Origin of the sequence: Streptomyces sp. NPDC091387, from assembly GCF_044756945.1 — a bacterium.
Classification (GTDB): domain Bacteria; phylum Actinomycetota; class Actinomycetes; order Streptomycetales; family Streptomycetaceae; genus Streptomyces.
In genome coordinates this window covers 21,636-45,395 of sequence record NZ_JBIVTZ010000032.1, presented here as the reverse complement: position 1 = coordinate 45,395, position 23,760 = coordinate 21,636, and the positions used below count along the sequence as shown (strand labels likewise).

20 protein-coding genes are annotated in these 23,760 nt (G+C 73.6%); 7 read left to right on the top strand and 13 right to left on the bottom strand.

The features are described from left to right. Positions 1-39: 39 nt before the first annotated feature. The 5 genes from ACIQM0_RS37770 to ACIQM0_RS37750 all read right to left on the bottom strand — a co-directional run bounded on the left by ACIQM0_RS37770 (position 40) and on the right by ACIQM0_RS37750 (position 6,913). On the bottom strand, positions 40-1,497 hold the full coding sequence (locus tag ACIQM0_RS37770; protein WP_401295447.1) for an aldehyde dehydrogenase family protein: 1,458 nt from the start codon (positions 1,495-1,497) through the stop codon (positions 40-42). Positions 1,498-1,528: 31 nt separating this feature from the next. Further along, a complete protein-coding gene (locus ACIQM0_RS37765; protein WP_401295445.1) occupies positions 1,529-2,737 on the bottom strand; it encodes an FAD-dependent oxidoreductase in 1,209 nt (402 codons plus the stop codon). Beyond that, positions 2,734-4,239, bottom strand: coding sequence for an aldehyde dehydrogenase family protein (locus ACIQM0_RS37760; RefSeq protein WP_401295443.1), 1,506 nt, complete (start codon positions 4,237-4,239; stop codon positions 2,734-2,736). Before ACIQM0_RS37760 ends, ACIQM0_RS37765 begins: the two co-directional genes overlap by 4 nt. Continuing rightward, a complete protein-coding gene (locus ACIQM0_RS37755) occupies positions 4,236-5,519 on the bottom strand; it encodes an acyl-CoA dehydrogenase family protein (protein ID WP_401295441.1) in 1,284 nt (427 codons plus the stop codon). The genes ACIQM0_RS37760 and ACIQM0_RS37755 overlap by 4 nt, the downstream gene beginning before the upstream one ends. Before the next feature lie 116 nt (positions 5,520-5,635). Further along, a complete protein-coding gene (locus ACIQM0_RS37750) occupies positions 5,636-6,913 on the bottom strand; it encodes a flavin reductase (protein WP_401295439.1) in 1,278 nt (425 codons plus the stop codon). A gap of 238 nt (positions 6,914-7,151) precedes the next feature. On the opposite strand from ACIQM0_RS37750, the gene ACIQM0_RS37745 reads away from it, so the two are divergent. Beyond that, positions 7,152-7,937: an IclR family transcriptional regulator gene (locus ACIQM0_RS37745; protein ID WP_385354404.1), complete on the top strand. Its 786-nt coding sequence runs from the start codon at positions 7,152-7,154 to the stop codon at positions 7,935-7,937. Between the two features lie 63 nt (positions 7,938-8,000). On the opposite strand, the gene ACIQM0_RS37740 is transcribed toward ACIQM0_RS37745, so the two are convergent. Then, entirely contained in the window at positions 8,001-8,693 is a 693-nt protein-coding gene (locus ACIQM0_RS37740; protein WP_401295437.1) for a hypothetical protein, read from the bottom strand. Between the two features lie 8 nt (positions 8,694-8,701). Further along, positions 8,702-9,688, bottom strand: coding sequence for a hydroxymethylglutaryl-CoA lyase (locus ACIQM0_RS37735; protein WP_401295435.1), 987 nt, complete (start codon positions 9,686-9,688; stop codon positions 8,702-8,704). 65 nt (positions 9,689-9,753) lie between these two features. On the opposite strand from ACIQM0_RS37735, the gene ACIQM0_RS37730 reads away from it, so the two are divergent. Then, entirely contained in the window at positions 9,754-10,947 is a 1,194-nt protein-coding gene (locus tag ACIQM0_RS37730) for a CaiB/BaiF CoA transferase family protein (RefSeq protein ID WP_401295433.1), read from the top strand. Continuing rightward, entirely contained in the window at positions 10,948-11,592 is a 645-nt protein-coding gene (locus ACIQM0_RS37725) for an isochorismatase family protein (protein WP_401295431.1), read from the top strand. Positions 11,593-11,693: 101 nt separating this feature from the next. On the opposite strand, the gene ACIQM0_RS37720 is transcribed toward ACIQM0_RS37725, so the two are convergent. The 6 genes from ACIQM0_RS37720 to ACIQM0_RS37695 form a co-directional block, all read right to left on the bottom strand. Beyond that, positions 11,694-12,380: a neocarzinostatin apoprotein domain-containing protein gene (locus tag ACIQM0_RS37720; protein ID WP_401295429.1), complete on the bottom strand. Its 687-nt coding sequence runs from the start codon at positions 12,378-12,380 to the stop codon at positions 11,694-11,696. Then, positions 12,380-13,039, bottom strand: a complete 660-nt coding sequence (locus ACIQM0_RS37715; protein ID WP_401295427.1) for a neocarzinostatin apoprotein domain-containing protein — start codon at positions 13,037-13,039, stop codon at positions 12,380-12,382. The genes ACIQM0_RS37720 and ACIQM0_RS37715 overlap by 1 nt, the downstream gene beginning before the upstream one ends. After that, a complete protein-coding gene (locus ACIQM0_RS37710) occupies positions 13,036-14,919 on the bottom strand; it encodes a hypothetical protein (protein WP_401295425.1) in 1,884 nt (627 codons plus the stop codon). Before ACIQM0_RS37710 ends, ACIQM0_RS37715 begins: the two co-directional genes overlap by 4 nt. After that, positions 14,916-16,103 carry a hypothetical protein gene (locus ACIQM0_RS37705; protein ID WP_401295423.1) on the bottom strand — a complete coding sequence of 396 codons (1,188 nt, stop codon included), beginning with the start codon at positions 16,101-16,103 and terminating at the stop codon, positions 14,916-14,918. Before ACIQM0_RS37705 ends, ACIQM0_RS37710 begins: the two co-directional genes overlap by 4 nt. Then, a complete protein-coding gene (locus ACIQM0_RS37700; protein ID WP_401295421.1) occupies positions 16,100-17,107 on the bottom strand; it encodes a WxL protein peptidoglycan domain-containing protein in 1,008 nt (335 codons plus the stop codon). Before ACIQM0_RS37700 ends, ACIQM0_RS37705 begins: the two co-directional genes overlap by 4 nt. 119 nt (positions 17,108-17,226) lie before the next feature. Then, positions 17,227-18,843, bottom strand: coding sequence for a hypothetical protein (locus tag ACIQM0_RS37695; protein WP_401295419.1), 1,617 nt, complete (start codon positions 18,841-18,843; stop codon positions 17,227-17,229). 464 nt (positions 18,844-19,307) lie between these two features. On the opposite strand from ACIQM0_RS37695, the gene ACIQM0_RS37690 reads away from it, so the two are divergent. Genes ACIQM0_RS37690 through ACIQM0_RS37675 form a run of 4 tightly spaced genes read left to right on the top strand, consistent with a single transcriptional unit; the run spans position 19,308 to position 23,746 of the window. Continuing rightward, positions 19,308-19,910 carry a MaoC/PaaZ C-terminal domain-containing protein gene (locus ACIQM0_RS37690; RefSeq protein WP_401295417.1) on the top strand — a complete coding sequence of 201 codons (603 nt, stop codon included), beginning with the start codon at positions 19,308-19,310 and terminating at the stop codon, positions 19,908-19,910. Next, positions 19,907-20,947 carry an LLM class flavin-dependent oxidoreductase gene (locus ACIQM0_RS37685; protein WP_401295415.1) on the top strand — a complete coding sequence of 347 codons (1,041 nt, stop codon included), beginning with the start codon at positions 19,907-19,909 and terminating at the stop codon, positions 20,945-20,947. Before ACIQM0_RS37690 ends, ACIQM0_RS37685 begins: the two co-directional genes overlap by 4 nt. Continuing rightward, positions 20,944-22,170 (top strand): CaiB/BaiF CoA transferase family protein, encoded by a 1,227-nt coding sequence (locus ACIQM0_RS37680; RefSeq protein WP_401295413.1) that lies wholly within the window; start codon positions 20,944-20,946, stop codon positions 22,168-22,170. Before ACIQM0_RS37685 ends, ACIQM0_RS37680 begins: the two co-directional genes overlap by 4 nt. Then, positions 22,163-23,746, top strand: coding sequence for an MmgE/PrpD family protein (locus ACIQM0_RS37675; RefSeq protein ID WP_401295411.1), 1,584 nt, complete (start codon positions 22,163-22,165; stop codon positions 23,744-23,746). Before ACIQM0_RS37680 ends, ACIQM0_RS37675 begins: the two co-directional genes overlap by 8 nt. Positions 23,747-23,760: the final 14 nt, after the last annotated feature.

The following is a 23,760-nucleotide window of genomic DNA, read 5'->3' as shown; positions in this document are numbered from 1 at the left end:
TCCCGGCACCGGGTACACACCCGGTGCCGGACCGTGTGCTCAGCCCGGAACCGGGTACGCGCCCGGCGCCATCCCGCCACCGCCCTGCCGGAAGGCCTCGGGGGCGTGCACCACGCACGGCTGCGTGTACTCCTCGAGTCCCTCCGCGCCGTACTCCCGGCCGTGCCCGCTGCGTTTGACGCCGCCGAACGGGGCGCGCAGGGACATGCCGGTGCGGTTGTGGGTGTTGACGAAGCAGAAGCCGGCATCGAGCCGGCCGGCGAACGCGAAAGCCCGGTCCTCGTCGGCGCTCCATACCGAGGCACCCAGTCCGAGCTCGCCGGCGTTGGCCCGCTCGACGACCTCGTCCTCACGGTCGTAGGGCAGCACCGGAACCAGGGGGCCGAACTGTTCCTCACGGACCACCGGGACGTCGTCGCCGAGGCCGGTGAGCAGGAACGGGGTGACGAAGTGGCCGGCCGACACATCGGTGTCCGGGCAGACCGTGCCGAGGGGTGCGGCGTGGGCGCCGCGCCGCAGCGCGTCGTCGGTGAGCGCGGTGAGCCGTGCGGCGGACGCCGCACTGATGACCGGACCCACAGTCACCCCGGGGTGCAGCGCGTCGCCGAGCCGGACGACCCGGTCGGCAGCCGCCATGAAGGCGGCGGTGAAACGGTCGTGGGCGCGCCGGGGCACGTACACGCGTTTCACCGCCATGCACACCTGGCCCGCGGTGGCCAGGCAGGCCATGACCAGCCGGTCCATGGCCTCGTCGGTGAGCGCCGCGTCGTCGAGCAGGATCGCGGGATCGTTTCCGCCCAGCTCCATGGTCGTCGGGGTGAGGGCCGCCGCGGCGAGCGCGCCGACCGCGCGGCCGGCGCGCTCGCCGCCGGTGAACGCGACCTTGAACACGCCGGGGTGTCCCACCAGGGCGGCGGCGGTCGCCTCGTGGCCGTGCAGCACGTGCAGGAGCCCCGGTGGGAAGCAGCCGGCCAGATTCCGCAGCAGGGAGTCCAGGGCGAGCGGGGCCAGCGGGGAGGGCTTGACGAGGAGGGCGTTCCCCGCCGCGAGCGCGGGGGCGAGCTTGAGGACGGTGAGCACCACCGGCGCGTTCCAGGGAGTGAGTGCCGCCACGGGGCCGTAAGGGCGTCGGCGCACCACCAGGCGTCCCTGCCCGTCGTCCACCTCGCGGTCGGCGAGCAGGGCAGGGGCCGCGTCCGCGTACCAACGCAGGACGGCCGCGGAGAATGCCAGCTCGCCCCGGCAGTCAGCGAGCGGTTTACCCGACTCGCGGGCGAGCAGGACGGCCGCCTCGGCGGCCCGGTGCTCCAGTGCGGCGGCGGCTCCGCGCAGCGCCTCGGCGCGTACCGCCGTGGGCTCCGCCGCCCACGCCCGGGCGGCGGGGCCGGCCGCTGCCACCGCCCGCCGGACGTCGTCGTCCCGTGCGACGGGCAGCGATCCGACCAGTTCGGCCGCACGGGACGGATTGTGACGGTGAATCAGTTCCTGGTCAGCCATGACCTCTCCTCGGGCAGGCGCCGCGCACCGCTCAGGAGACGGGACGCAGCGAGGCGATCATCGAGCTGCGCAGCAGGGCGCCGCGCGCTCGGACGGGGTCGGAAGCCGTCGCGCGCAGCTCGGCGAACAGCTCCGCACGCGCCTCGGGGTCGCGGACCCGCAGCCGTTCCCAGTTGCGGTGGGTCTGTGCGCCGACGTAGGTGAGGGCGCAGACCCGGCGGGCTTCGGCTGCGGAATCGAGCTCGGCGTCGGCGCCGGGCTCGCCGTGGACCAGTGCCGCCAGGGGGGTGGCAAGGAGGACCGCGTCGTGGATGCCGCTGTTCATGCCCATGCCGCCCAGCGGATTGTTGACATGGGCTGCGTCACCGCACAGCAGTACGCGGCCCTGCCGGAAGCCGGCGGCGACGCGCTGGTGCACCCGGTAGAGGCTGGCATGTGCGACGCGCCAGGGCCGCTCTGCACCTACGTCGGCCCGGAGCCGGGACAACCGCGCTTCCAGGCGCCCCAGTTCGTCCTCGTCCGAGGTTCCGTCCGGAGTGGGCAGCAGAATCCGCCAGTGGTCCGGGGTGCGCAGCAGCACCAGCCATTCGTCGGGGTCCATCACATAGGCGATCGGCGCCAGGCCCGGCAGTTCGGCGCTGAGGTCCTCGTCGAGGGAGGCGACGAGGAATCGTTCGGGGTAGGTCATGCCCTCGAAGCCGACGCCCAGGGATCGCCGTACGGCGGAGTGGGCGCCGTCGGCGGCGACGAGATGACTGCCGCGCACGGTGCGGCCGTCGTCGAGGACCGCGGTCACCGATTCCTCGTCCTGCCGGACTTCGGTGACCCGGCAGCCGAAACGCACCTCGGCGCCGGGAAGTTCGGCAAGGGCGGCGGCCAGTATCGGTGTCAGCTTGCTCTGTTCGCATTGCACCCGGTACGGGTACGGAGTGTCCTCATCCAGGACGGCGAGGTCGAGTTCGGCGACGGGCCCGGTGCGCCGGTCCCGGTACTGGAACGTACGGGCGATCAGCCCGCGGGCCAGCAGGTCCGCGGCGACGCCGAGGCCGTCCAGCATCTCCAGGGTCGGCGGGTGGAAGGTCGAGGCCCGGGACTCGGCCGCGAGGGCGTCGCCCGCCTCCAGGACGGTGACGGGCACTCCGGCACGGGCCAGGACGAGCGCGGCGGTGAGGCCGACGGGGCCGGCGCCCGCCACGAGCACCGGAGTACGAGGGGCCGCGCGGCCGGCGGGGACGCTCATCGCGTGCCTCCGCCGGGTCCGGCCACCGCGTGCAGGGCGAAGCCGCCCTCGACGCCGGTGACCCGGCTGCCGGTGAAGTGCAGCAGGGTCTCGTCGGTCCCCTCGTCGACCAGGCCGGACAGGCCCCAGGCGGGGCGGGGGGTGTCCATGTGCAGACTGAGCACGGAGGAGCCGTTGACCTTGACCTCGCCGGCCCGGATCCGGGCGGCCGTCGCGAGGGCGGCCTCCTCGTCCTGTCCCGTGACGTACGCCTCCAGGCCGTAGCCGGTGGCGTTCGCCAGTGCGATGGCCTCGTCCGGGCTGCCGTAGGGGTGCACGGTCGCCACCGGGCCGAAGATCTCCTCCCGGGCCTGCTCCTCGGGCGCCCCGGTGAGCAGCAGCGGGGCCAGCCAGTTCCCCTGCTCGGGGACCGGGGTGAAAGCGTGTTCCCGGGCGCCGTGACGGGTGAGCGCCGCCACCGCGGCGCGGGCGGAGTCCCGGTGGCGGGAGTGGGCGAGGGGTCCGAATCCCGTCGCGGGATCGAGTGGGTCCCCGGTCCGCAGCGAGGCCAGCACCTCGCCGATGGCCTCGATCAGTTCGGCCTCGCGGGCGGCCGGCACGACAAGCCGGCCGAGGGCGCGGCACCACTGTCCGTTGAGGGTGGTGAGCAGTTCGCCGGCGATCCGCGCAGCGGTGGCGGTGTCGGCGTCCTCCATGACCACCAGGGCGTTGTTGCCGCCCAGTTCGAGCTGTGCGGGCTTCAGCGCCCGTCCGCAGGCGGCACCGACCTCGCGTCCTGCCGCGGTGCCTCCGGTGAAGGAGACCGCACGCACCCGTCCGTCGGCGACCAGCCGGGCGCCGGTCGCGGCGCCTCCGTGCAGGAGTTGGAGCAGGGCGGGCGGCGCGCCCGCCGCGGTGAGCCCCGCAGCGGCGGCCTCCACCAGCAACTGGGTTCCGTACGGGTTGAGTTCGGGGGCCTTCACCAGCACCGGACAGCCCGCCGCCAGGGCGGAGGCCGCCTTGTGTGCGGCCATCGGGGCGGGCGCGTTGTAGGGGACGACGCACAAGGCGGGGCCGAGCGCCTCCCGCCGGACGGTGACGGTGCGCCCGTCGGGCCGGGTGACGACGCTGCTCAGCACCGAGTTCCGGAGCCGGGCGGCGGCCAGCCGGAAGGCTCCGCCGAGGATGACTCCAAGCACGGCGGTCTGAGTACGGGGCACCCCGCTGCCGAAGCTCTCGGCCAGGGTGATGTCCGCGGCGCGCGCCTCCACCTCGTCGGCGGCGGTGTCGAGGGCGTCCGCACGTTCGACGTCAGGCAGTGCGGCCCAGGCACCGGAGCGGTGGACCCGGTCCGCCGCGTCCAGAGCACTTTCCACCCGGGCGTCGGTAGTGGCGCGCACCGGGTCGAGGTCCTCGCCGGTGGCGGGGTTCTGCCGGAACGGGCCGCCGGGGAGCGGGGGGCAGACACCCGTCCGCCCGTCGACGAGGTCGGCGACCGGCTCAGGGATGAACGGCGAGGTCATCGACCGCTCTCCACTGTCGCGAACAGGGCGGTGGCCCGGTCGTCGGAGGCCATCTTGGCGGCCTCCAGACGTCCGCGTTCCGCGGGGAACGTCATCACCAGCCCCATGGCGAGGTCGCGCAGGGTGCGGCCGATGACCCCGTCGAGCGTGGCCCCGGAGGTCCCACACGCCTTGAGCGCGCCAAGCGCCACGTCGAAGCAGGCCTCAGTGACGGATCCCTTGCCCAGTCGCCACTGGCGGAACACCTCCGGCTTGGAGCGCACCGGAGGTTCGGACGTCTCCAGTTCGAGCTGGCGGCCCAGCCACAGGTACGCGGTTTCCAGGCGCTGGGTCATGTCGCCGATCAGCACCTGGTGCATGGGGCTGCTGGCGATGGGACTTCCGGTGTCGGCGAAGGTCTTGGTGGTGAGGCGGTCCAGGGTGTAGTCGTAGACCGCCTGGGCGGCGCCGGTGTACACGGCGGCGATGGCGAGTTGGTTGCCGACGAAGCTGCCCCGGCTGACCTGGAGCATCCGGGTGAAGGCGCCGGGCACGGTCAGCGCGTCGTCGTCCGGCACGGTCACGCCGTCGAGGCGGATGCCGTGGTTGGCGCTGCCGCGCATACCGATGCCGTTCCACGGCTCGCGGGACGATACGCCGGGCGCCTCGCGCGGCACGAGGAACAGGGCGAGACCGTCCAGGCCCTCCACGCCGTCCAGGCGGGCGGTGACGAGGTAGAGGTCGGCGACGCCGGTGGCGCAGCCGAATGACTTCTCGCCGTCGAGCCGCCAGCCGTCCTCGGTGCGGCGGGCGGTGGTGGCGATGGAGATGTTGGCTCCGGAGCTCTTGACCGACTCGCTGGCGAAGTTACCCAGCCACTGGCCGCCGGACATCACTTTCAGCACTCGCTCGGCGAAGGCGGTGACCTCGGGAATCTCGTCGTCCTCGAACAGGCCGGCGCGGATCGCCTCCAGGGGCAGCAGCCCCCGCGAGGCACTGGTGTTGTGGAAGAAGAAGGCGAGGGCGGTGGAAGGGCAGGCGGTGCCCATGGCGAACGTCGCGGCTGCGAGGTCTCGCAGTCCGCCACCGAGGCCGCCGTACTCCTTGGGAACGACCAGACCCAGCAGGCCGGCCTCCCTCAGCAGGGCGACATGGCCGTGCGGGAACTCGCCGTCGGAATCCGCTCCGGCGGCGGCCTCGCGCAGGGCGGGCAGCACGGACTCGACCCGTCGGGCGCGGTCCCGTTCCTCGGGGGTCATGACATCGATAAGGCGCTCGCCTGTCAGACGTGGTGCTGTCATGCGTCGACTCCTCGGCGGGGTGAGCGGAGCAAAAGGGTGTGGTGTGCGGTCCGAAATGGGGCGGTACAGCGATGGACGGGTCGTACCGTGCCGAGTTCCGGCGGGTGCTTCCGCGGTCAGGCGGGCCGACGGGGCCGGCCGCGCCGCACGAGGCGGGTCAGTTCGGCCCTGCACTCGGCGAGCGGACCGGATTCCACCGGCACGCCGACGCCCATGCGGGAGCACAGCAGCAGCAGCCGTTCGGTGTCCAGCGTGCCGTCGCAGCCGGCGAGGGCTGTGTCGAAGTGGCGGACGCCACTCTTCATCGCGGTGAGCGCGTTGACCAGCCCCAGGCCGTGGTCGTCGCGCAGGCACAGCCGCAGCGGGACCACACCGGCCAGTTGGACGGCGTCCTGGAGCAGCAGTCGCAGGTGCAGCGGCGAGCTCTGGTCGGGGGAGACGTCGGCGTCGGTGTGCTCGGCCTCCTCCAGGGCGATCTCGTCGCAGCCGGCCGCACGCAGCGCGGCCACGAGGTCCAGCACGCGCGGTGCGCGTGAGGGGTTCAGGGCGTCGGGGATCCGGCCGACGACGACGGCGGACCCGGCCACCGCGGACATCAACGCCGGTACCCCGGCAAGGGGCACCCCCAAAGCTCCATGGCGGTCGGCCACCGTGAACTCGACCGCTGTCGCACCCGAGGCCACCGCTGCGGCCGCCTCGTCGGGGCCTGGAACCAGGGCCGACACCGGAAGGACACAGTCCTCGCCCGCCCGTGCGAAGTGAGGCCTGCCGCCGGGCAGCCTGACCCGTACTCCGGCATTGGCGAGCGAGTCCAGCAGCCGGGCGGCGGGCCTGCGCGGCGCGGCGCGAAGCGCGAGCCGGCCGGCCGCGCCCACGTCGGCCACGGTGACCGCATCCGGCAGCGGATCGGCGATCTGGCCCCAGGCGCGGGAGTGGAAGAGGAGTGGCGCGACCAGGCGGGGCACGCGGGCGTCGACCACCTCACCGACAAATATGGTGTGGTCGCCTCCCGGGTAGGCGTGCCGGACCTTGCAGTCGACCCAGGCGGCGGCGTCCGCGAGGACCGGACTGCCGGTCACACGGGTCTCCCAGCCGGTGTCCTCGAAGCGGTCCTTGACGCCCGGCTGCATGCCGGCGAACCGCCGGCCGAGGTCGATGTGATCGCGGCCGAGCACGCTGACCGCGAAGACTCCGTGCTCCTCGATCAGGTGATGGGAGCGAATCCTGCGGTCCATACAGACAAGGACCAGGGGTGGATCGAGACTCACGCTGCAGAAGGAACTGGCGGTCATGCCGTGGCGGCCGAGCGCCCCCTCGGTCGTGACGATCGCGACGCCACTGGGCCATCGCGCCAGCGTCTGCCGGAAAGTTGACTCGTCGACGGCGGCTCGCATGGCGCCTCCCGGCGGTGTGTTCGTTGAGGTACGGCTTTCGGAGCGGATTTCATGTTGTTTCCTCTAGCGGAACGGTGTCACGTTGAGCGTAACGACGGGCTTCATTCGGTGTCAATGCCGAACGGTGACAGCTCGACGATCACGTTTCCCTTGGGGAAATCACGGCCCTATGCTGGGACCTGGTCGGCGCAAACGCCCCGACCGGCCCCAAACGGCCCGGCACCGCAGAAGGAAGAGCGTGAGCGAGGAGAACAGCAGCAGGTCGATCGCCGCCGTCGAGCGGGCCATGGACGTACTCCTGCTCTTCGGCCGCAGCGGCCGGGCCGACCTCGGCGTCACCGAGATCGCGCAGGAACTCCACATCACCAAGGCAGTGGTGCACCGCATCCTCACCGCCCTGCGCAACCGCGACCTCGTACTGGCCGATCCGGTGACCCGGCGCTACGCCCTCGGCCCGGCCGCCATCTCGCTGGGCCGCGCCTACCTGGCCCGGACCGACCTGCGCACCATGGCGGCCCCGGAGCTGCGGCGACTGGCCGCGCAGTGCGGCGAGACGGCGACGCTGTCCATCCGGCGCGGCGACACCCGGCTCTACGTCGACCAGGTCGTCCCGCAGCAGGAGTTGCGGATCGAGGTGGCCCTCGGCATCCCCTACCCGCTGCACGCGGGCAGCTCCTCCAAGGTGGTGCTCGCCTTCATGCCGGAGCACGAGATCGAGGAGTACCTGAGCCGGCACGACCTGGAGCCGCTCACCGAACGGACCGTCACCGACCCGGCCAAGCTGCGCAAGGAGCTCACCGCCATCCGCCGCCGCGGCTACGCCACTTCGTCCGGCGAACGCGAGGGAGGGTCGATCTCCGCAGCGGCACCGGTGCTCGGACACGACGGGCATGTGGTGGCCGCGCTGAGTGTCACGGGCCCGCAGTCGCGCTTCAAGCCCCGTCTGGCCGACTGCGTTCCGCTGCTGATGGCCGCCGCGGAGCGGATCTCCGCCGAGTTCGGGCACCGCCCCGGCACCAGCTGAGCGTCTCACCTGCCCGCGCTCGGGCCGTGCGGGCCCCCGTCCCCGGCACGGGGGCCCGCACCGTCACAGGGACGCGCCGGGTTTGAGCACGCCGAGGGCTGCGGCCACCAGCACGCAGCTCCAGATCCCCACGACGTACGGCACGCAGCCGTCGACCGCGCGGCGCAGGACGTTCTCCGTGTCGGGGGTGGACCCGTCGCGGGCCAGGGCGGCGAAGGCCCCGCCGAACGGCCGCAGGCTGAGCCGGATGCCGAGGCCACAGGCGATGGCCGTCGCGTAGAGCATCACCTTGGCGCCCAGCCAGTGCGGCCGGGTGGTGACACCGAACGGCTCGGCGGCAAAGAGGGTGTACGCGCCCACAGCGAGCAGGACCGCCGTCAGTCCGACGCGTACGGTCCAGTCGGCGCGGCGCACCAGCGGGTACCGGCCCGGGTGGTGGTGGTCGTACACCGTCAGCCACAGCCAGCACCCTGCGGCCACCCAGGCGGCCGTCGCGGTCCACGCGTTCAGCAGAGGGGCGCCGTGCGGGTCGAGCGCCATCAGCGTCACCCCGCTCGGCAGGAACAGCACCAGACAGATCTTCGGCCCCATGTCGAGCGCACCCATGATGCGCAGAGCCGTCGACCGCGCTTCGAAACCGAGTCGGGGAGCCAGCACATAGCGGCTGGAGACATAGACACCGAGATCGCCGCCGAGCCAGAACACGAACAGCACGATGTGCAGCAGGATCCACCAGCCGTGCGGATGTGCGCCCATGACGCTCCTCACTCTCCTTGTCGGACTCGTCGGCCGGCGGTGGGCGCCGGAGGCGGAGCGGGTTCGGACCCGGCACCGGGCGGGAACCCGCCGGCCCTGCCGAGCAGTGCGGGCACGGGGCTGCCCAGCCGGTCGCCGAGGCCGCGGCCGATGTCCGCCGCGGCCTCCAGGTCGATGCCGGTACGCACCCGCATACGCTCCATCAGGTAGACGAGGTCCTCGGTGGCGATGTTTCCGGTGGCGGCAGGGGCGAACGGGCAGCCTCCGATGCCACCGAGTGACGCGTCCAGCCAGGTCGCCCCGGCGTGCAGGGCGGCCACGGCGTTCGCGTAGCCGGTGTTGCGAGTGTTGTGGAAGTGGCAGCGCAGCCCGGTGCCGGGGGCGGCTTCCGCGGCCCCGTGCAGCACCCGGGTCACCGCGTCAGGGGCCGCGACGCCGATGGTGTCGGCGAACACGACTTCCACCGCGCCCGTCAGCGCGCCGCGCCGGGCCAGTTCCACCACGCGGTCCTCTGGCGTCTCGCCCTCGAAGGGGCAGCCGAAGGCCGCGGCGATGGTGAGCGAGGGGGCCACCCCGGCCGCGTGGGCGCGGGCGGCGACGGCTTCCCAGGCGGTGAAGGCGTCTTCGGTGCCCACGCCCTGATTACGGCGGCAGAAGGTGTCGCTCGCCACCACGACGCAGTTCACCTCGTCCACTCCGCCGGCCAGGGCCCGTTCGAGCCCGCGCAGGTTGAGCACCAGGCCGGAGTAGCTCACCCCCTCGGCGCGGGGCACGAGCGCCATCACCTCCTCGGCTCCCGCCATCTGCGGAACCCGGCCGGGGTGGACGAACGCAACGGCCTCCACCCGTCGTGCGCCGGCGGCGACGGCGCGGGCGATCAGTTCGGCCCGCTCGACGGGCGTCAGGATCTCGGACTCGTTCTGCAGCCCGTCACGCGGGGCGACTTCGACGATGCCGACAGCGGACGGGGCCGCCTCGGCTGCTCTGCTCTCCATGTCCGTCATTCTGCCTGCCCGGTTCCTCTGGCGGAACAGCGTTTCCCAAATCTACACTCAGACCCATGACTGGACCCCTCTCCGATATCCGCGTGGTGGAGACCGGCACGCTGCTGGCCGGCCCCTTCTGCGGCCAGCTGCTCGGCGACCACGGCGCCGAAATCGTCAAGCTCGAAGACCCTGGCAAGGGCGACCCGATGCGCCAGTGGGGGCGGGAACGCCCCTACGGCACCTCTCTGTGGTGGCCGGTGGTCGCCCGTAACAAGAAGTCCGTCACCTGCAATCTCCGCCACTCCGAAGGCCAGCGTCTGGCAAGGGAGTTGATCGCCACCGCCGACGTACTGGTGGAGAACTTCCGCCCCGGGACCCTGGAGCGCTGGGGACTGGACTACGCCACCCTGTCCGCCCTCAACCCCCGCCTGATCCTGGTCCGCGTCACGGGCTACGGCCAGACCGGCCCGTACGCCCCCAGGGCGGGCTTCGGCTCCATCGGCGAGGCGATGGGCGGCATTCGCCACATCACCGGGGAGCCCGACCGGCCCCCGTCCCGCACCGGGGTCTCCCTCGGAGACGCCCTGGCCGGCACGATGGCCGCCTACGGGGCGACCATGGCCCTGCACGCCCGGCAACGCACCGGGCGCGGGCAGGTCGTCGACTCCGCACTGTACGAGGCGGTGCTCGCGTACATGGAGTCGCTGATCCCCGAGTGGGAGATCGGCGGATACCGAAGGGAGCGCACCGGCGCCGTCCTGCCCAACGTGGCGCCCAGCAACGTCTATCCGACGGCCGACGGCGCGGATGTCCTGATCGCCGCGAACCAGGACAGCGTCTTCGCCCGCCTCACCGAGGTGATGGGGCGTCAGGACCTCGCCGAGGACGAGCGGTACGCCACGCACAGCGCGCGCGGCGCGCACCAGTCCGAGCTGGACGCTGTGATCGCCGAGTGGACCGGCCGCCAGAAGGCCGAGACACTGCTGGCGGCGCTGCACGGTGCGGGTGTACCGGCCGGGCGGACGTACACGGCCGAGGACATGCTGAGCGATCCTCACTTCGCCGCGCGGGAGGCCATCGTCCGGCTGCCGCACCCCGACTTCGGGGAGATCCCCATGCAGAACGTGGTGCCTCGGTTGTCCGACACGCCGGGCAAGGTCCGCTGGGCGGGTCCCGCTCTGGGCGCGCACAACGAGGAGATCTGGGGCGGCGTGCTCGGCCTGGACGAGGCCGAACGCGCACGGCTCGCCGCGGACGGAGTGATCTAGGTGGGCGGCCGGCTCGACGACGACTACGCGGCGGCCGGCTTCGGCCGCCGCGTGGGCTGGGGCGAACGCCCCGCGCTCCTGCTCGTCGACGCAGTCCGCGCCTACGCCGATCCGGGCTCGCGGCTATGGCTGGAGACCGGCACAGCGGCCCTGGCAGCCATGGCGGCGCTCGCGTCGGCGGCCCGCTCTGCCGGAGCTCCGGTGGTCTTCACCGCCGTCCACTACGAGGGCGATCCGGCAAGGGACGCGCCGCACTTCCACCGTAAGGTGCCGGGTCTGGACGCCTTCCGGGCGGGAGACCCCCACGCGGAGTTCACCCCCGTCTGCCGGCCCGAGGAAGGCGACCTGGTGGTGCGCAAGCACTACCCGAGCGCCTTCTTCGGCACCGGCCTGGACCGGATGCTCGCCGAGCGCGGGGTCGACACCGTGGTCGTCGGCGGGTTCTCCACCAGCGGGTGTGTACGGGCCAGCACGCTGGACGCGCTCCAGTACGGCTTCCGGCCACAGGTGGTACGGGAGGCCGCGGCAGACCGGGACCCGGGGCCGCACGAGGCCAACCTCTTCGACCTGGACTCGAAGTACGCCGACGTGATCACGCTGGATGATGCCCTGAACCGGCTCACGGCGCGCCCCGGGCCGGGCTGAGCGACCGGCCCGGCCCTCCTCTTGCTCGTTCGTACGCAGTCCGCTCCCGTGACACGGCCTGTGTCGCGGGAGCGGACGTACGAGCGGGGGCAGGCCCTTCGTCAGTCGCGCCGCCGGCGCGGCATCAGCAGCAGGGCCGAGCCGCCGCAGAGCACCAGCGTCCCGGCGGCCAGCAGACCGACCGGAATTCCGTCCAGCGTCCCGGTCCTGGCCAGGCTGTCGTCGGCACCGGACGTGCCGCCGGACGACGTGGTCGAGGATCCCCCGGAGGAGGTGCCGGACGAGGAGCCTCCCGAGGTGGTGGACGTAGCGGTGGCGGACGGGCTGGTGGACGGGGTGCTGCCGCCGGCAGACACCGTGAGCGGCACCTGCACCATCTCCTTGGTGGCAGTGATGGAGACGGCGATCACACAGGCTCCGGGGGCCTCGGTACAACTCACGCCGCCCGCCTTCGCCTTGATGGTCACCTTGACGCTGGTGGCGTTGTCGGAGGTGGCGTGCCAGACACCGGAGGCATCGGTCTTGCCGATGTAGGCGGAGTCGGCCGAGGTCTCGCAGTCGGTCGGCGCGGCGGGGGTCGGCTTGCACAGGCCCAGCGGCACGAAGGGCTGGTTCGCGCCCAGCCCCTTCGCGGAGACGGTGACGGTGTCGCCGACCGCGAGTCCGGTGGTCTTGCTGACGGTGAGCACGCCCGCGGCGGAGGCCGTGGGGGCGATGAGGGCGGCAGTGGCGAACGCCACCGCGCCGGCACAGGCCAGTGCGGTGGTCCGGCGGAGCACGATGCGCATCAGGGGGTACCTCCAGTACGGGAGAGCGGGAAGGGCTTCGGGCGGAACGGGAGCCGGGACAGCCCGGCGCAGAGCACGACCACGGACAGGCATGCGGCCCACAGCGCCACCGACGGGCCGTCCCAGCCGGATTCGGCACCCTTGCCTCCTGCGGCGGCCGGCTGTGCGTGCCCGATCCCGGAGGGCTCACCGGTGACGGTGCCGCCCTTCAGGCCGATCAGGATGTCGACGGTGTTGGGCGGGCGCAGGGAGGCGGGGGTGCCGGCGGGCAGCGGAGAGACACCGACGACGCACTGGGCGGTGCGGCAGTCGGCGCCGGCGACCGTGCGGTGCACGGTGAGCCTGACCTCGGGCAGCCGCCCGTGGGCGTCGATGTTCACCAGGGCTGCGCCGCCGCTGAGGTCGCAGTCCTTGTTGTCGCGGTAGCCCTGCTTGCACAGGCCCACCGCGACCGAGGTGAGTCCCGGCCGGAATCCCTTACCGGTGACGGTGATGTGCCCGCCCTCGACGAGACCGGTGGCCTGCGACACCGTGACGGTCGCGCCCGCGTCCGCGGCCCCGGCCACAGCGGCCGGCCCGAGCAGGGGGATCAGCAGCGGGCCGCAGAAGGCCGCTGCCGTGGCGGCACGGCAAAGGCGCGACCGTGCGGAGTGGGTCATGCCGGTTTCCTTTCGTGAGGGTCGGCCGCCGCGCCCGGGACGGCCTGCCTGGATCGCGCCGCGTCGGAGCCGGGGGCGGCGGGCGCACGTCGAAACCGGCCGGGACGGGGAGGGCGGCGCTCGGTGAGGTCGAGCACCCGGCCACCCAGCGGTGCGGCGGCGCTGCCCGCGGTGGCCACCAGCACCACCGCCCCCTGTCCCGCGATCCGGCGTACGAGGGATGCCAGTTGAGGATCGTCGGCGAGGGCCGCGGCAGTCGGGGCGGTCAGGTCGAGCAGGAGCAGCCGTGGTCGGGCGAGGAGCGCCTGCGCCAGGCCCAGCACACAGCGTTCTGCGGGTTCGAGTGCGGCCGGAGCATCGTCGATCCGCTCGCACAGCACCGGGAAGGCAGCGAGGGCGTGCTCCTCCAGTTCCCGCGCGCGGACCGGGCCGTGCCGCTCGGCGGCGGCGCGCAGCGCCTCGCGCACCGTCCGGTCAGAGGCGATCTGCGGCAGTACACCGACGCCGGTTGCGTTCACCGGGTCCACCGCCGCGGAAAGGCCGAGCAGCCAGCGCGAGCGCGTACTCATCCGCCGTACGTCCTGGCCGTGCAGCCGGACGCGGCCGGCGGCCGGCCGGTCCAGCCCGGCGAGAACCCGCAGCAGGGCGACCGCCCGCCGCCCCGACCTCTCGTCACGCAGCACGAGTACGTCGCCGGGAGCGGCGACCAGGCGCAACCGCCGGATCTCGGTGCTCCCGCTCCGTCGTACGGTCAGGTCGTGCACCCGCAGCAGCGGTTCGCCGGCCGCTTCGGGCACAGGAGCCCTGGCGGCGGCTCGGGCGAGCAGGACGGTCCCCACGAGGGGTGGCAGGGCGCACAGAGCGAGGGCGTCACCGGCATCCAGGGCGCCGCGCAGGCCGGACAGCGCGCCGATCCCGACGAGCGCGCCCAGTACGAGCCGGCCCGCGTCCGCGTCGGGGCGACGGCCCGCGAACGCCCGGTCGAGGTGCCGGCCGGCGAGCGCGGCGCAGCCGAGCAGGGCACCGAAGGAGACGGCCAGCCGGTCCGGGCCGGCCGCGGTGGCCAGTGCGAGCAGGGCCGCGCAGGAACCCGCCAGGAGAGTCGCGGCGGCCCGGCGGTCGTCAGCGGCGTTCCCACCGCCGGCGGGAACGCGGAACAGCAGGCACAGCAGCGCGGCTCCGGCTGCTGCCGCGGCGAAGTACGTGGCCTGCTGCGCACCGAGCAGTTCGAAGCGGAAGGTGAAGAAGTCCTGGGCGGCCAGGGCGCCCACCCCGGCGGCGAAGCCGAGAGCGGCGTGGGAGGCCGCCGCCGAGCGCCCCGGCTCGGGTTCCGGGCCCGGAACCGAGTCAGGTTCCGGCACGGCCCGGGACAGGGCCACCGGAGCGAGGACCAGCGCACCGGCCGCTCCGCACAGCAGCAGGGCCGTCTCAGGGCGGTCCGGGAACAGCCGGACGGCCGCCCCGCTCGCGGCGAACCCGGCCAGCGCCGCCGGGTACCAGACGGGCGCGGCACGCAGGGCGAAGGCGGCGGCGCCGAGGGGCGCGGCCACCAGGACCGCGCCGCAGAACACGGCGACGTGCGGCAAGGCGCCCGCGAGCGCGGCGAGCACGCAGGCCGCCAGCGCGCACCGTGCCGCGCCGCGCGAGTGGCCCCCGCAGCGGGCGACGAGGCGTCGCGTGAGCGGCAGCCCGGCCAGGGCCAGGAGGGCCCCGGTGAGCAGGACGTAGCGGACGGCGGCGCCCGGCATGCCGACGATTCCACCGAGTTGCTGGGCACCGAGCACGAGGGCGCCGGGCACCAGTCCGGTGGCGGCTCCCGCTGCGGCGGCGGGCGCGGCGGCGGGCGTCGGGGGCTGCGCTGCCGGGATGGTCCGGTTCACGCCTGCCCCCCGGGCTCGGCCGCCGCCGGTGCGATGCCCTGTGACTCTGGGGCGGGACAGGAGGCCAACACACCTTCCAGTACGTTGAGTTGTACGGGATCGATGAGGGCAGGCCGGTCGGCCAGGCGGCGTAGCAGCCCCTCCAGGCCGAGGAGTTCGCCCGGCTCCGCGGGATCGCCGGAGCCGGCCGGGGTGTGGGGCAGCGTGGTGAGCATCGAGTGGAGTCCTTCGGCGGTGACCCGGATGGCCGCCGGGGCGGGGAAGAGGGCCGGAGCGGGCGCCGGGACCGGCGCGGGCGGGCGGTTACGGCGGCGGCGGATCGCCCAGCCCGTGGAGAAGACGGCGAGCAGAACCGAGGCGCCGGCGACGGAGATCAGCGCCCAGGGGTAGAGGTCGGTGGTGACGAGGAACGACCGGGACGCGTACCGGCCACCCACCGAGTAACGGCCGAACGAGGCCGGCGGCATGGCTATCGGAATGCGGTAGGTGGCCTGCTCCCCCGGCTTCAGTGGGGAGGTGAGGGGGGCGGCGACGTCGGTGTCGGCGCTGCCGCCGGTCCCCCAGCGGACGATGAGCGGGGTGCGGCCGAGCGTGGCGGTCCCGGTGTTGCGGACAGTGACAACGAGGGTGCGGTGCGCTCGGCCACCGAAGAGCTCTGCGAGGCTGCCGCCGCCTGCCAGTTCGGCGTCGACGACGGCTGCTCGGGGAGCATCGGTTCCGGTGTCGGGCACCACTCCCGTGGGGACGTCGGCCAGCTCGATGTCGGTCGTGGCGCTGCGGGCGTCCTGACCCGCTCCGGTGGTTGCCCGGATCACGCAGGGGCAGTCGGCGGGCGGAGCACCGGCCAGGAGGGTCAGCCGGAAGGTGCCGTCGGCCGCGACGAGGGCGACCGCGCCGCGGGTGGTGTCGCAGTCGGAGCTGCCGTGGACGGCGCGCAGTCCGCACACCTCCGTCTGCACGGTGGCCCCGACGGGCCAGCCGGTGCCGCCGACGGTGACGGGGCGGCCCGGGACCAGCCGGGTGGCGTCGGTGGTGACGCCGGGCCGGGCGGCTTCCGCGCCGTCCGCCGCCCATGACGGGCCGGCGGCCAGGGCGAGAGCGGCGACGGCCGCGGCGGCGGCGCCCGGAAGCGGGGCGAGGAGGCGGTGGGCGGCCGGCTGCGCCCAGGCCCGGTGAGTGGTCATGCGTGCTCCAGCGCGAGGGTGCGGCGACGCCGGCGGAGTTGGGACAGCCCGACGGCGAGGAGGGCCGCGGCGACGGCCACGGAGGCGAGCGTGGGCCAGGACAGGGCGAGCCGATGGACGCGGGCGGTCGTGGCGGGTGTGCCGGTGCCGGTGACCGTGACCTTCGCGGTCAGCAGGTCGACCGGTGGGGAACGGCCTGCGTCGAGGGTGAGTTCGGTGTGCTGGCCGGGCAGGATCAGCGGCAGCGACCGGGTGCGGGTCGCGACGGTGCGGCCGAACAGTCCGGTGACCTCGATGGCGGCCTTGCCCTGGACCGGAGTGTTGCCGGTGTTGGTGACGGTGTACTGGACGGTGGCCCGGCCCGCTTCGAAGGGGGCGCCGCCCGGTGCCTGGTCGAGGCGGACCCCGGTCACGGACAGGCCCGGGGTGCGGGGCCCGGAGACGGTGAGCTCCAGGCGGACCGCGATGGCCCGCTGAATGCTGACGTCCACGCCGGAGTCGGTGGTGCCGGCGCCTCGCAGGGCGTTGTCGAGGGCGATGACCCCGCCGGTGTGGGTGCCGGGGGTGGCGTCCTCGGGGACGGTGACGGTGAACGGGATGTCGGCGGCGCGGCGCTCGGGGATGACCATCGCGTTGGTCCGCAGCTGCACCCATGCGCCGACGTCGTGCTGGGCCTCGCCGGCCTGGCGGTAGGCGAGACCGCCGTCGCGGGGGGTGTTGTAGGCGTCGGCGCCGTACACCTGGAAGGAGATGGGTTCGGTGGAGAGGTTGCTGATGCGCACCGAGTCGCGGATGACGGCGCCGGGCGGGGCGTCCAGTTGGAACGCCAGCCGCCGGGCGGCGCCGGACCCCTTGTCGGTGGGCTGTACCGACCATGCCTGGGACTTCCCGTCCTTGCCGTCCGCGGCCGCGGACGGCAGCCAGCCGACGAGGGCGGTGAGCAGCGCGAGCACGGCGATCGGAACCGTACGAGCGGCCACGCGGCCGCGGGCGGTAGGACGCATCGGTCTGTCAGATCCTCCGGACGGCCGCAGGCCCCGGAGTACGGGGCCCGCGGGGGGCTGGGGTCGTTCGCTCGGACCGGACACGGGAGCCGGCACCCGTGGGCGGAGCCGAGCGCGTCTCAGGAGAGGGTCAGACGCAGGACGGCCGCGTACTCGCCGGCCTGGGTGATGGCCGGCACGCTCAGGTCGAGCGCGGCGCCGGCGTCGAAGTCGCCACCGGTGACCGAAGCGGGATCGTTGCTGGCGGCCTGGGTGCACAGCGGGACGGCGGTGGTGGAGCTGAGTGCCCCCGCGCTGCCCGGAGTGACGGTGGAGGCGGCGGCGGCGCCGTCGTGGACGTCACAGGTGGGCGTCCACGACAGGTTGCCGGCCGGGATGGCTGCTCCCGCGGCGTTGGTGAAGTCGGTGACCGTACCGACCAGCGACCAGCCGCGGGTGCTGCCGCGGAAGTCCTTGACCTCGACGGCCTTGAGGTCGCCGGTCGAGGAGTGCTCGGTTCCGTCCACCGACACGGGCAAGAGGGTGACTTCGCCCGCTTCCTGGGCCATGGTCAGCGCCCCGCCGGAGACGACCACCTTGAGGGTCTGCTCGGAGCTGCCGCCGTCGGCGAGCGCCGTCCAGGCGACCTCGGCAGAGTCCGCGGCGGTGCCGTCCTTCTCGGTGGCCAGGATCTTCACGGTGCCGGCGGGCGGGGTGAGGGAGGCGGTGAAGCCGCCGCGCGCGTTGACGGGCGCGGTGAGTGTGTCACCGACGGGCTTGCCGTCGGCGTCGACGCCGGTGACGGTGACCTCGTCGCCCGGGTCGAAGGAGGCGCCCGTAACGGTCGTGGTCGTACCGGGTCCGCCGGTGGACGGGCTGAGCTGGATGGCGCGGGTACCGAGGACGCCGAGGGGCACGGTGGCTCTCAGCGAGCCCTGCGTGACCACCAGACTGTGCGGGCCGGGCGTGGCGGCGGCACCGATCTCGACGGTACCCGCGAGCTTGCCGTCGCCGTTCACGGTGAGCGAGGGGGTGACGGCGTCCGCCGCGCAGGCGGTGGTGCCGTCGAGAGCGCACAGTTCGGCGACGACCGCTTCGCCAGCGGTCCAGCCGCTGCCGCCGAGGGTGACGACGTCACCGCGGCGGGCTCCCGTGGTGTCGGCGGCGGGGCGGCCAGAGATCGACTGGACGGACGCGGCGGCGGACCCGACGCTGCCGTCGGTGACGGTCACCGTCGACAGGACGGGGGCCGTGCCCTCGACCGTGCAGGCGATGGTGAGGCCGTAGTTGGTGATATTGAGGGTGATGTCCCCGGGGGTGAGCTGGACGGTGCCGGGCTGGGCGACGGTGAGCTGTCCGGTGAGTTCCGGGATGGGTATCTCCGCGTAGGCGGGGACGGCCGCGTTGGAGGGAGGCGCGCTCACCGTGACCGCGCCCTGGCCCGAGACGCCGACCTTGGCGGAGACGGCCACGGTGTTCGCGGTCAGCGCCACCGGGCCGTTGGCGGGTCCGTCGGCGAAGGAGAGGGTGAGGCCGACGGGGGTGCCGGCGGTGGTGGTGTCAGCGGCCTTCAGTGTCGCCGTGGTGCTGAACACCGAGTGGGACGAGGAGAACACGCAGTCGTACGACACTGCGGCGCTGCCGGCGAACGCCGGTCGCGCGCCGCCGAGCACGAGCGATCCAGCCGCGGCGACGACCAGCGCGGCGAGCGCGGCGGCGGTGCGGGTCGAGCACGGTGCGATGGTCTTGGCTCTCATAGCGGGAAACTGCCCCCTCCATGGCGCGGCACGTGCACTCGCACGTGCCGTGGAACCCGGGCACCGGCGGCGCCCGGTAGTGTTTCTTATCGGGAAACGGTGTTTCGAATCAGTGGGTCACATGGAGCCACCGCCACGCCCCCCTGTCAAGGCGCATACGGCCTCCGGGCCGTAAAAACCCTGTTTCCGCGGAGAGTCGGACACCTTCCTCGAAAGGGAAACGCCGGACCGCACAGGGAAACAATGCTCTTGACGGGGGCCTGGCTCGCTCCTAGGGTCGAGACGGGACACCGCCCCGGCCCGCCCGTCACACCACTGCCCCGCCGCATCCGGGGCCCGCCTGTCTCTCCACCGCATCGCCGCAGCCGGCCGAGCCGGACCGCCGCCTGCCCCGGCCCGCCGTTCGGGGCGGCGCACGGCCTCTCGTCGCGGCCCCCGGGAGCCCGCATCCGAAAGAGGACGCCATGAGTTCCACCGCCGAGCCCGAACCCGTCGTCCGTCCGGGCTGGACCGGGCGCTTCTACGACGACTTCACCCCCGGTGACATCTACGAGCATCCGCTCGGCCGCACGGTCAGCGAAGCGGACAACACCTGGTTCACGCTGCTGACGATGAACACCAGCCAGATGCACTTCAACACCACCTACGCGGAACGCAGCGAGTTCGGGCGCCCGTTGGTGGTGTCCACTCTCACGGTCGCCATCGCCGTCGGCCAGAGCGTCACCGACCTCACCCAGAACGCCTTCGCCAACCTGGGCTGGGACGACATCCGCATGACCGCCCCGGTGCACGCCGGCGACACTCTGTGGTCGGAGTCGCTGGTGGTCTCCAAGCGCGAGTCCGCCTCCCGCCCGGAGGCCGGCATCGTCACCGTACGCACCCGGACCATCAACCAGCAGGGCACCGAGGTCTGTTCGTTCCTGCGCACCTTCTACGTCCACAAGCGCGGTGCCTCGGCCCTGGTGGACGTACGTCCCCGGCCCGGCACCCCGCTGACCGCACATCCCGCTCCCGCGCAGCCCATTCCGGAGCGCCCGCGCCCGGCCACCGCCCCGGAGCCGAAGTGACCGCCCCGGCCGTGCCCCGCATCGGCTACGCGCCCTGGGGGGAGAACCTGGCCGAACTGACCGCCGCCGGGAGAGCCGCCGAGGATGCGGGAGCCGACACCCTGTGGGCGTCGGAACTCCACCGCAGCGCGACCGTCACCGCCGCCGCGCTGGCCTGCGCCACCACCACCGCCCGCATCGGCACAGCCGTTGCGCTGGCCTTCGTACGCTCCCCCATGACCTGCGCGCTGGAGACCCTGGATCTCGACGAACTCTCCGACGGCCGGGCCGTGCTGGGGCTCGGCACAGGGGTACGCCGGCTGAACGAGGACTGGCACGGCGTCCCGTTCGACCACCCCGCGCAGCGGCTACGCGAAACCGTCGACTGCGTAAGGACGTTCATCGCCCGCTGCGCCGACGGCGACCCGTTCGAGGCAGGCGGTCCGCTCGCCTCGCTGCGGGTACGCGGCTACCGCCGGCCCCGGCCCCTGCGTACCAGGATCCCGGTCCACCTGGCTGCCTCCGGGCCCCTGACCTGCCGGCTCGCGGGTGAGATCGCCGACGGCTGGATCGGGCACGAGCTGGGCTCCCCCGCCCATCTGCGGGACACCGTACTGCCCTCCCTGCACACCGGGTTGGGCACGGCCGGCCGGGGGCCGCAGGACCTGGAAGTGGTGGCGTCCGTCTGCGTCTCGGTCCACCCCGACCCCGCTGAAGCCCTGCGCCGCGCCGCCGGCAACGTCGGCTTCTACGCCTCGGTACGCACCTACACCCCGCTGTTCGCGGCGCACGGCCTCGCGGAGCCGCAGCGCCGGGTCACGGAGGAGTTCCGCCGCCCCGGCGCCCGCGCCGACGGACTGGCCGCGGCAGTCGACCCCGCGATGACCCGCGCGCTGACTCTGTGCGGCACCCGCGAACAGGTCGCGGAGCTCCTCACCGGCTACGCGGGAAGTGCCGACAGCCTCAAACTCACCACGCCTGTACATGGCTTGACGGCACATGAGATCCGCGAGTCCCAGACCCACGTCATCGACCTCATCCGGGAGCTGCGCCCATGACCACCGCCCCCTCCCCCGCCCGCCGCCCGCTGGAAGACGTCCGGGTGATCGCCGTGGAGCAGTACGGTGCCGGACCGTTCGGCACCTGGCACCTGGCGGAACTGGGCGCCGAGATCATCAAGATCGAGGAGCCCGGCTCCGGCGGGGATGTCGGCCGTTACGTCCCTCCGTACCAGGAGGGCGAGGACTCCCTGTTCTTCGAGACGTTCAACCGTGGCAAACGCAGCGTCCACCTCGACCTCACCACTCCAGCGGGCCGGGAGGTGTTCGAGGACCTGGTGCGCCACAGCGACGCCGTCTACTCCAACCTGCGCGGCGACGTACCGGCCCGGATCGGCATCACCCACGCCGACCTGCGCCACCTCAACCCGGCCGTGGTCTGCTGCTCGCTGAGCGGCTTCGGGCTGACCGGGCCACGGTCGGCCCAGCCCGGCTACGACTACGTCCTCCAGGGCCTGGCCGGCTGGATGGACCTGACCGGCGAGCCGGGCGGCCCGCCCGCCAAGTCCGGTCTGTCGCTGGTGGACTACTCCGGCGGATACGTCGCCGCGCTGGCGCTTCTGGCCGGGCTGCACGCGGCCCGGCGCGACGGGCTGGGCTGCGACTGCGACGTCTCCCTCTACGACACGGCCGTCTCGATGCTCACGTACCCGGCGACCTGGAATCTCACGGCCGGCTACGAGCCCCGGCGCACCCGTCACTCGGCCCATCCCTCACTGGTGCCCTTCCAGGCCTTCGAGGCCGAGGACGGCTGGCTGGTGGTCGGCTGCGCCAAGGAGAAGTTCTGGCAGCGGCTCGCCGGGGTGCTCGGGCATCCCGAGTGGGCCGAACCCGGCCATCCCTACGCCGACTTCGCGGGCCGCGGCGAACACCGCGACCGGCTCGTCCCTGAGCTGGAAGCCCTGTTCGCGACCCGGACCGTAGCCGCCTGGCTGGAGGTTCTCACGCCGGCGAAGGTGCCGTGCGGGCCGGTGCACACCGTGCCACAGGCCCTCGCCGACCCACACACCGAAGCGCGCGGCCTGGTCGTCGAGAGCGAGCACCCCCGCTTCGGCACCGTGCGCTCGGTGGCCAGCCCGGTCCGGGTCGGCGAGCGGCCCGTCGGCAAGGCGCTGCGGGCACCGCAGCGCGGCGAGCACACCGAAACCGTCCTGCGCGACCTGCTTGGCTACGACGCAGGCCGGATGGCGGGGCTGCGCGCGAAGGGGGCCTTCGGTGACTGACCCCGTCCGCCCGCTCACCGCCGCGGCCGCCGCTGCCTGGTCGGGCCGGAAAGCGGCCCCGGCCACCATCCCGTCGGTCCCGGAGACGCCCCAGGCCGCTTCAGCCGCCGAAGAGCCCGCACCGCACCCGCACGGTCCTCATGAGCCGGGCCACAGCCACCCCCACCCCCACGCCCACCCCGACCACGAGGAGCACGCACCCGCTGCCGTCCAACTCGCCCGGTGGGCAACCGAACTAACCCCTATGAAGGTCCCCACCGTGATCCGCAGGGCCGTGTGCCGGCAACTGCTCGACGGGCTCGGCTGTGTGATCGCGGCGGCCCGCGGTCAAGAGGCCGCGCCCGCACTGGCCGTGGCCGCCGCGCTCGGCGGGCCGCCGGAGGCCGTGGTGCCGGGTCTTGCCGAGCCGGTCGGGGCGCCGGCCGCGGCCCTCGCGCTGGGCGCCCTGGTGCACGCCCTGGACTGCGACGACACCCACCCCGGGGCTCTCGTACACGCCACGGCCTCCGTGCTGCCCGCCCTGTTCGCCTCAGCCGCCGCCGGCGCCGATGGCCCCGCCCTGCTGACCGCTGCCACGGCCGGTTACGAAACCGCGCTGCGCATCGGTCTTGGCGCCCCCTACCGATTCCACGCCCGGGGCGTGCACGCCACCCAGGTCGCCGCCGTCTTCGCCTCCGCCGTCATCTCCTCGGTGCTGGAGGGGCGATCCGCCGAGGTGACCGCCCACGCACTGGGCATCGCCGGCAGCAGCGCGGGCGGGCTGCTGGAGTTCCTGGACACGGGCAGCGACACCAAGGCCCTGCACCCGGGGCTTGCCGCGCACGCCGGGCTGCTCGCCGCGCGCCTCGCCGCGGCGGGTGCCGAGGGCCCGGCCACCGTTCTGGAAGGGCGGCACGGAGTGTTCGCCGCACTGGCCGGCCACAGCGTCACGGCTGACGAGATCACGGGCGACCTCGGCGAGATGTGGCACGTCAGCGCGGTCGAGAGCAAGCTCCACCCGTGCTGCCACCTGCTGCACCGCACCCTCGACGCGGCAGCGGTGCTGCGCTCCCGGCTGGTCCCGTACGGCGGAGCGGCCGCGCTCGCCTCCGTCGTCGCCGAGGTCCCTGCGGGCACCGAGCCCGTGGTCTGCGTGCCCCGCCGGTACCGCGTCGCGCCGCGCACCGCGTACGAGGCCAAGTTCGCCCTGCCGTTCAGCACCGCCCTGATGCTGTGCGACGGAGAGCTGAGTCTCGCCAGTTACCGTCCGCAGGCCCTGCTCCGGCCGGACGTGACCGCACTCGCGGCACGCGTCACCCACACCGTCCGCCCGTACGACGGCCCCGACGCCGAAGCACCCGCTGTGCTGCGGGCGCTGCTGCACGACGGGACCACGCTGAACGTCCGGATCGAGGGCGGCCCCGTGCGGCCCCCTGACACCGCGCGCGTGGTCGCCGCGTTCCACGCCAACGCGGGCGGCGAGACCGCCCTCACCCGTGAACTCGCCGAACGCGTCCTGCGCCTGGACCGCGAGAGCGGCATCGAAGCCGTGCTGCGCCTCGCCTCTGCGGTCCTCGCCGGCCCCTCTGTCCCGTGACCCGTCCATCTCCC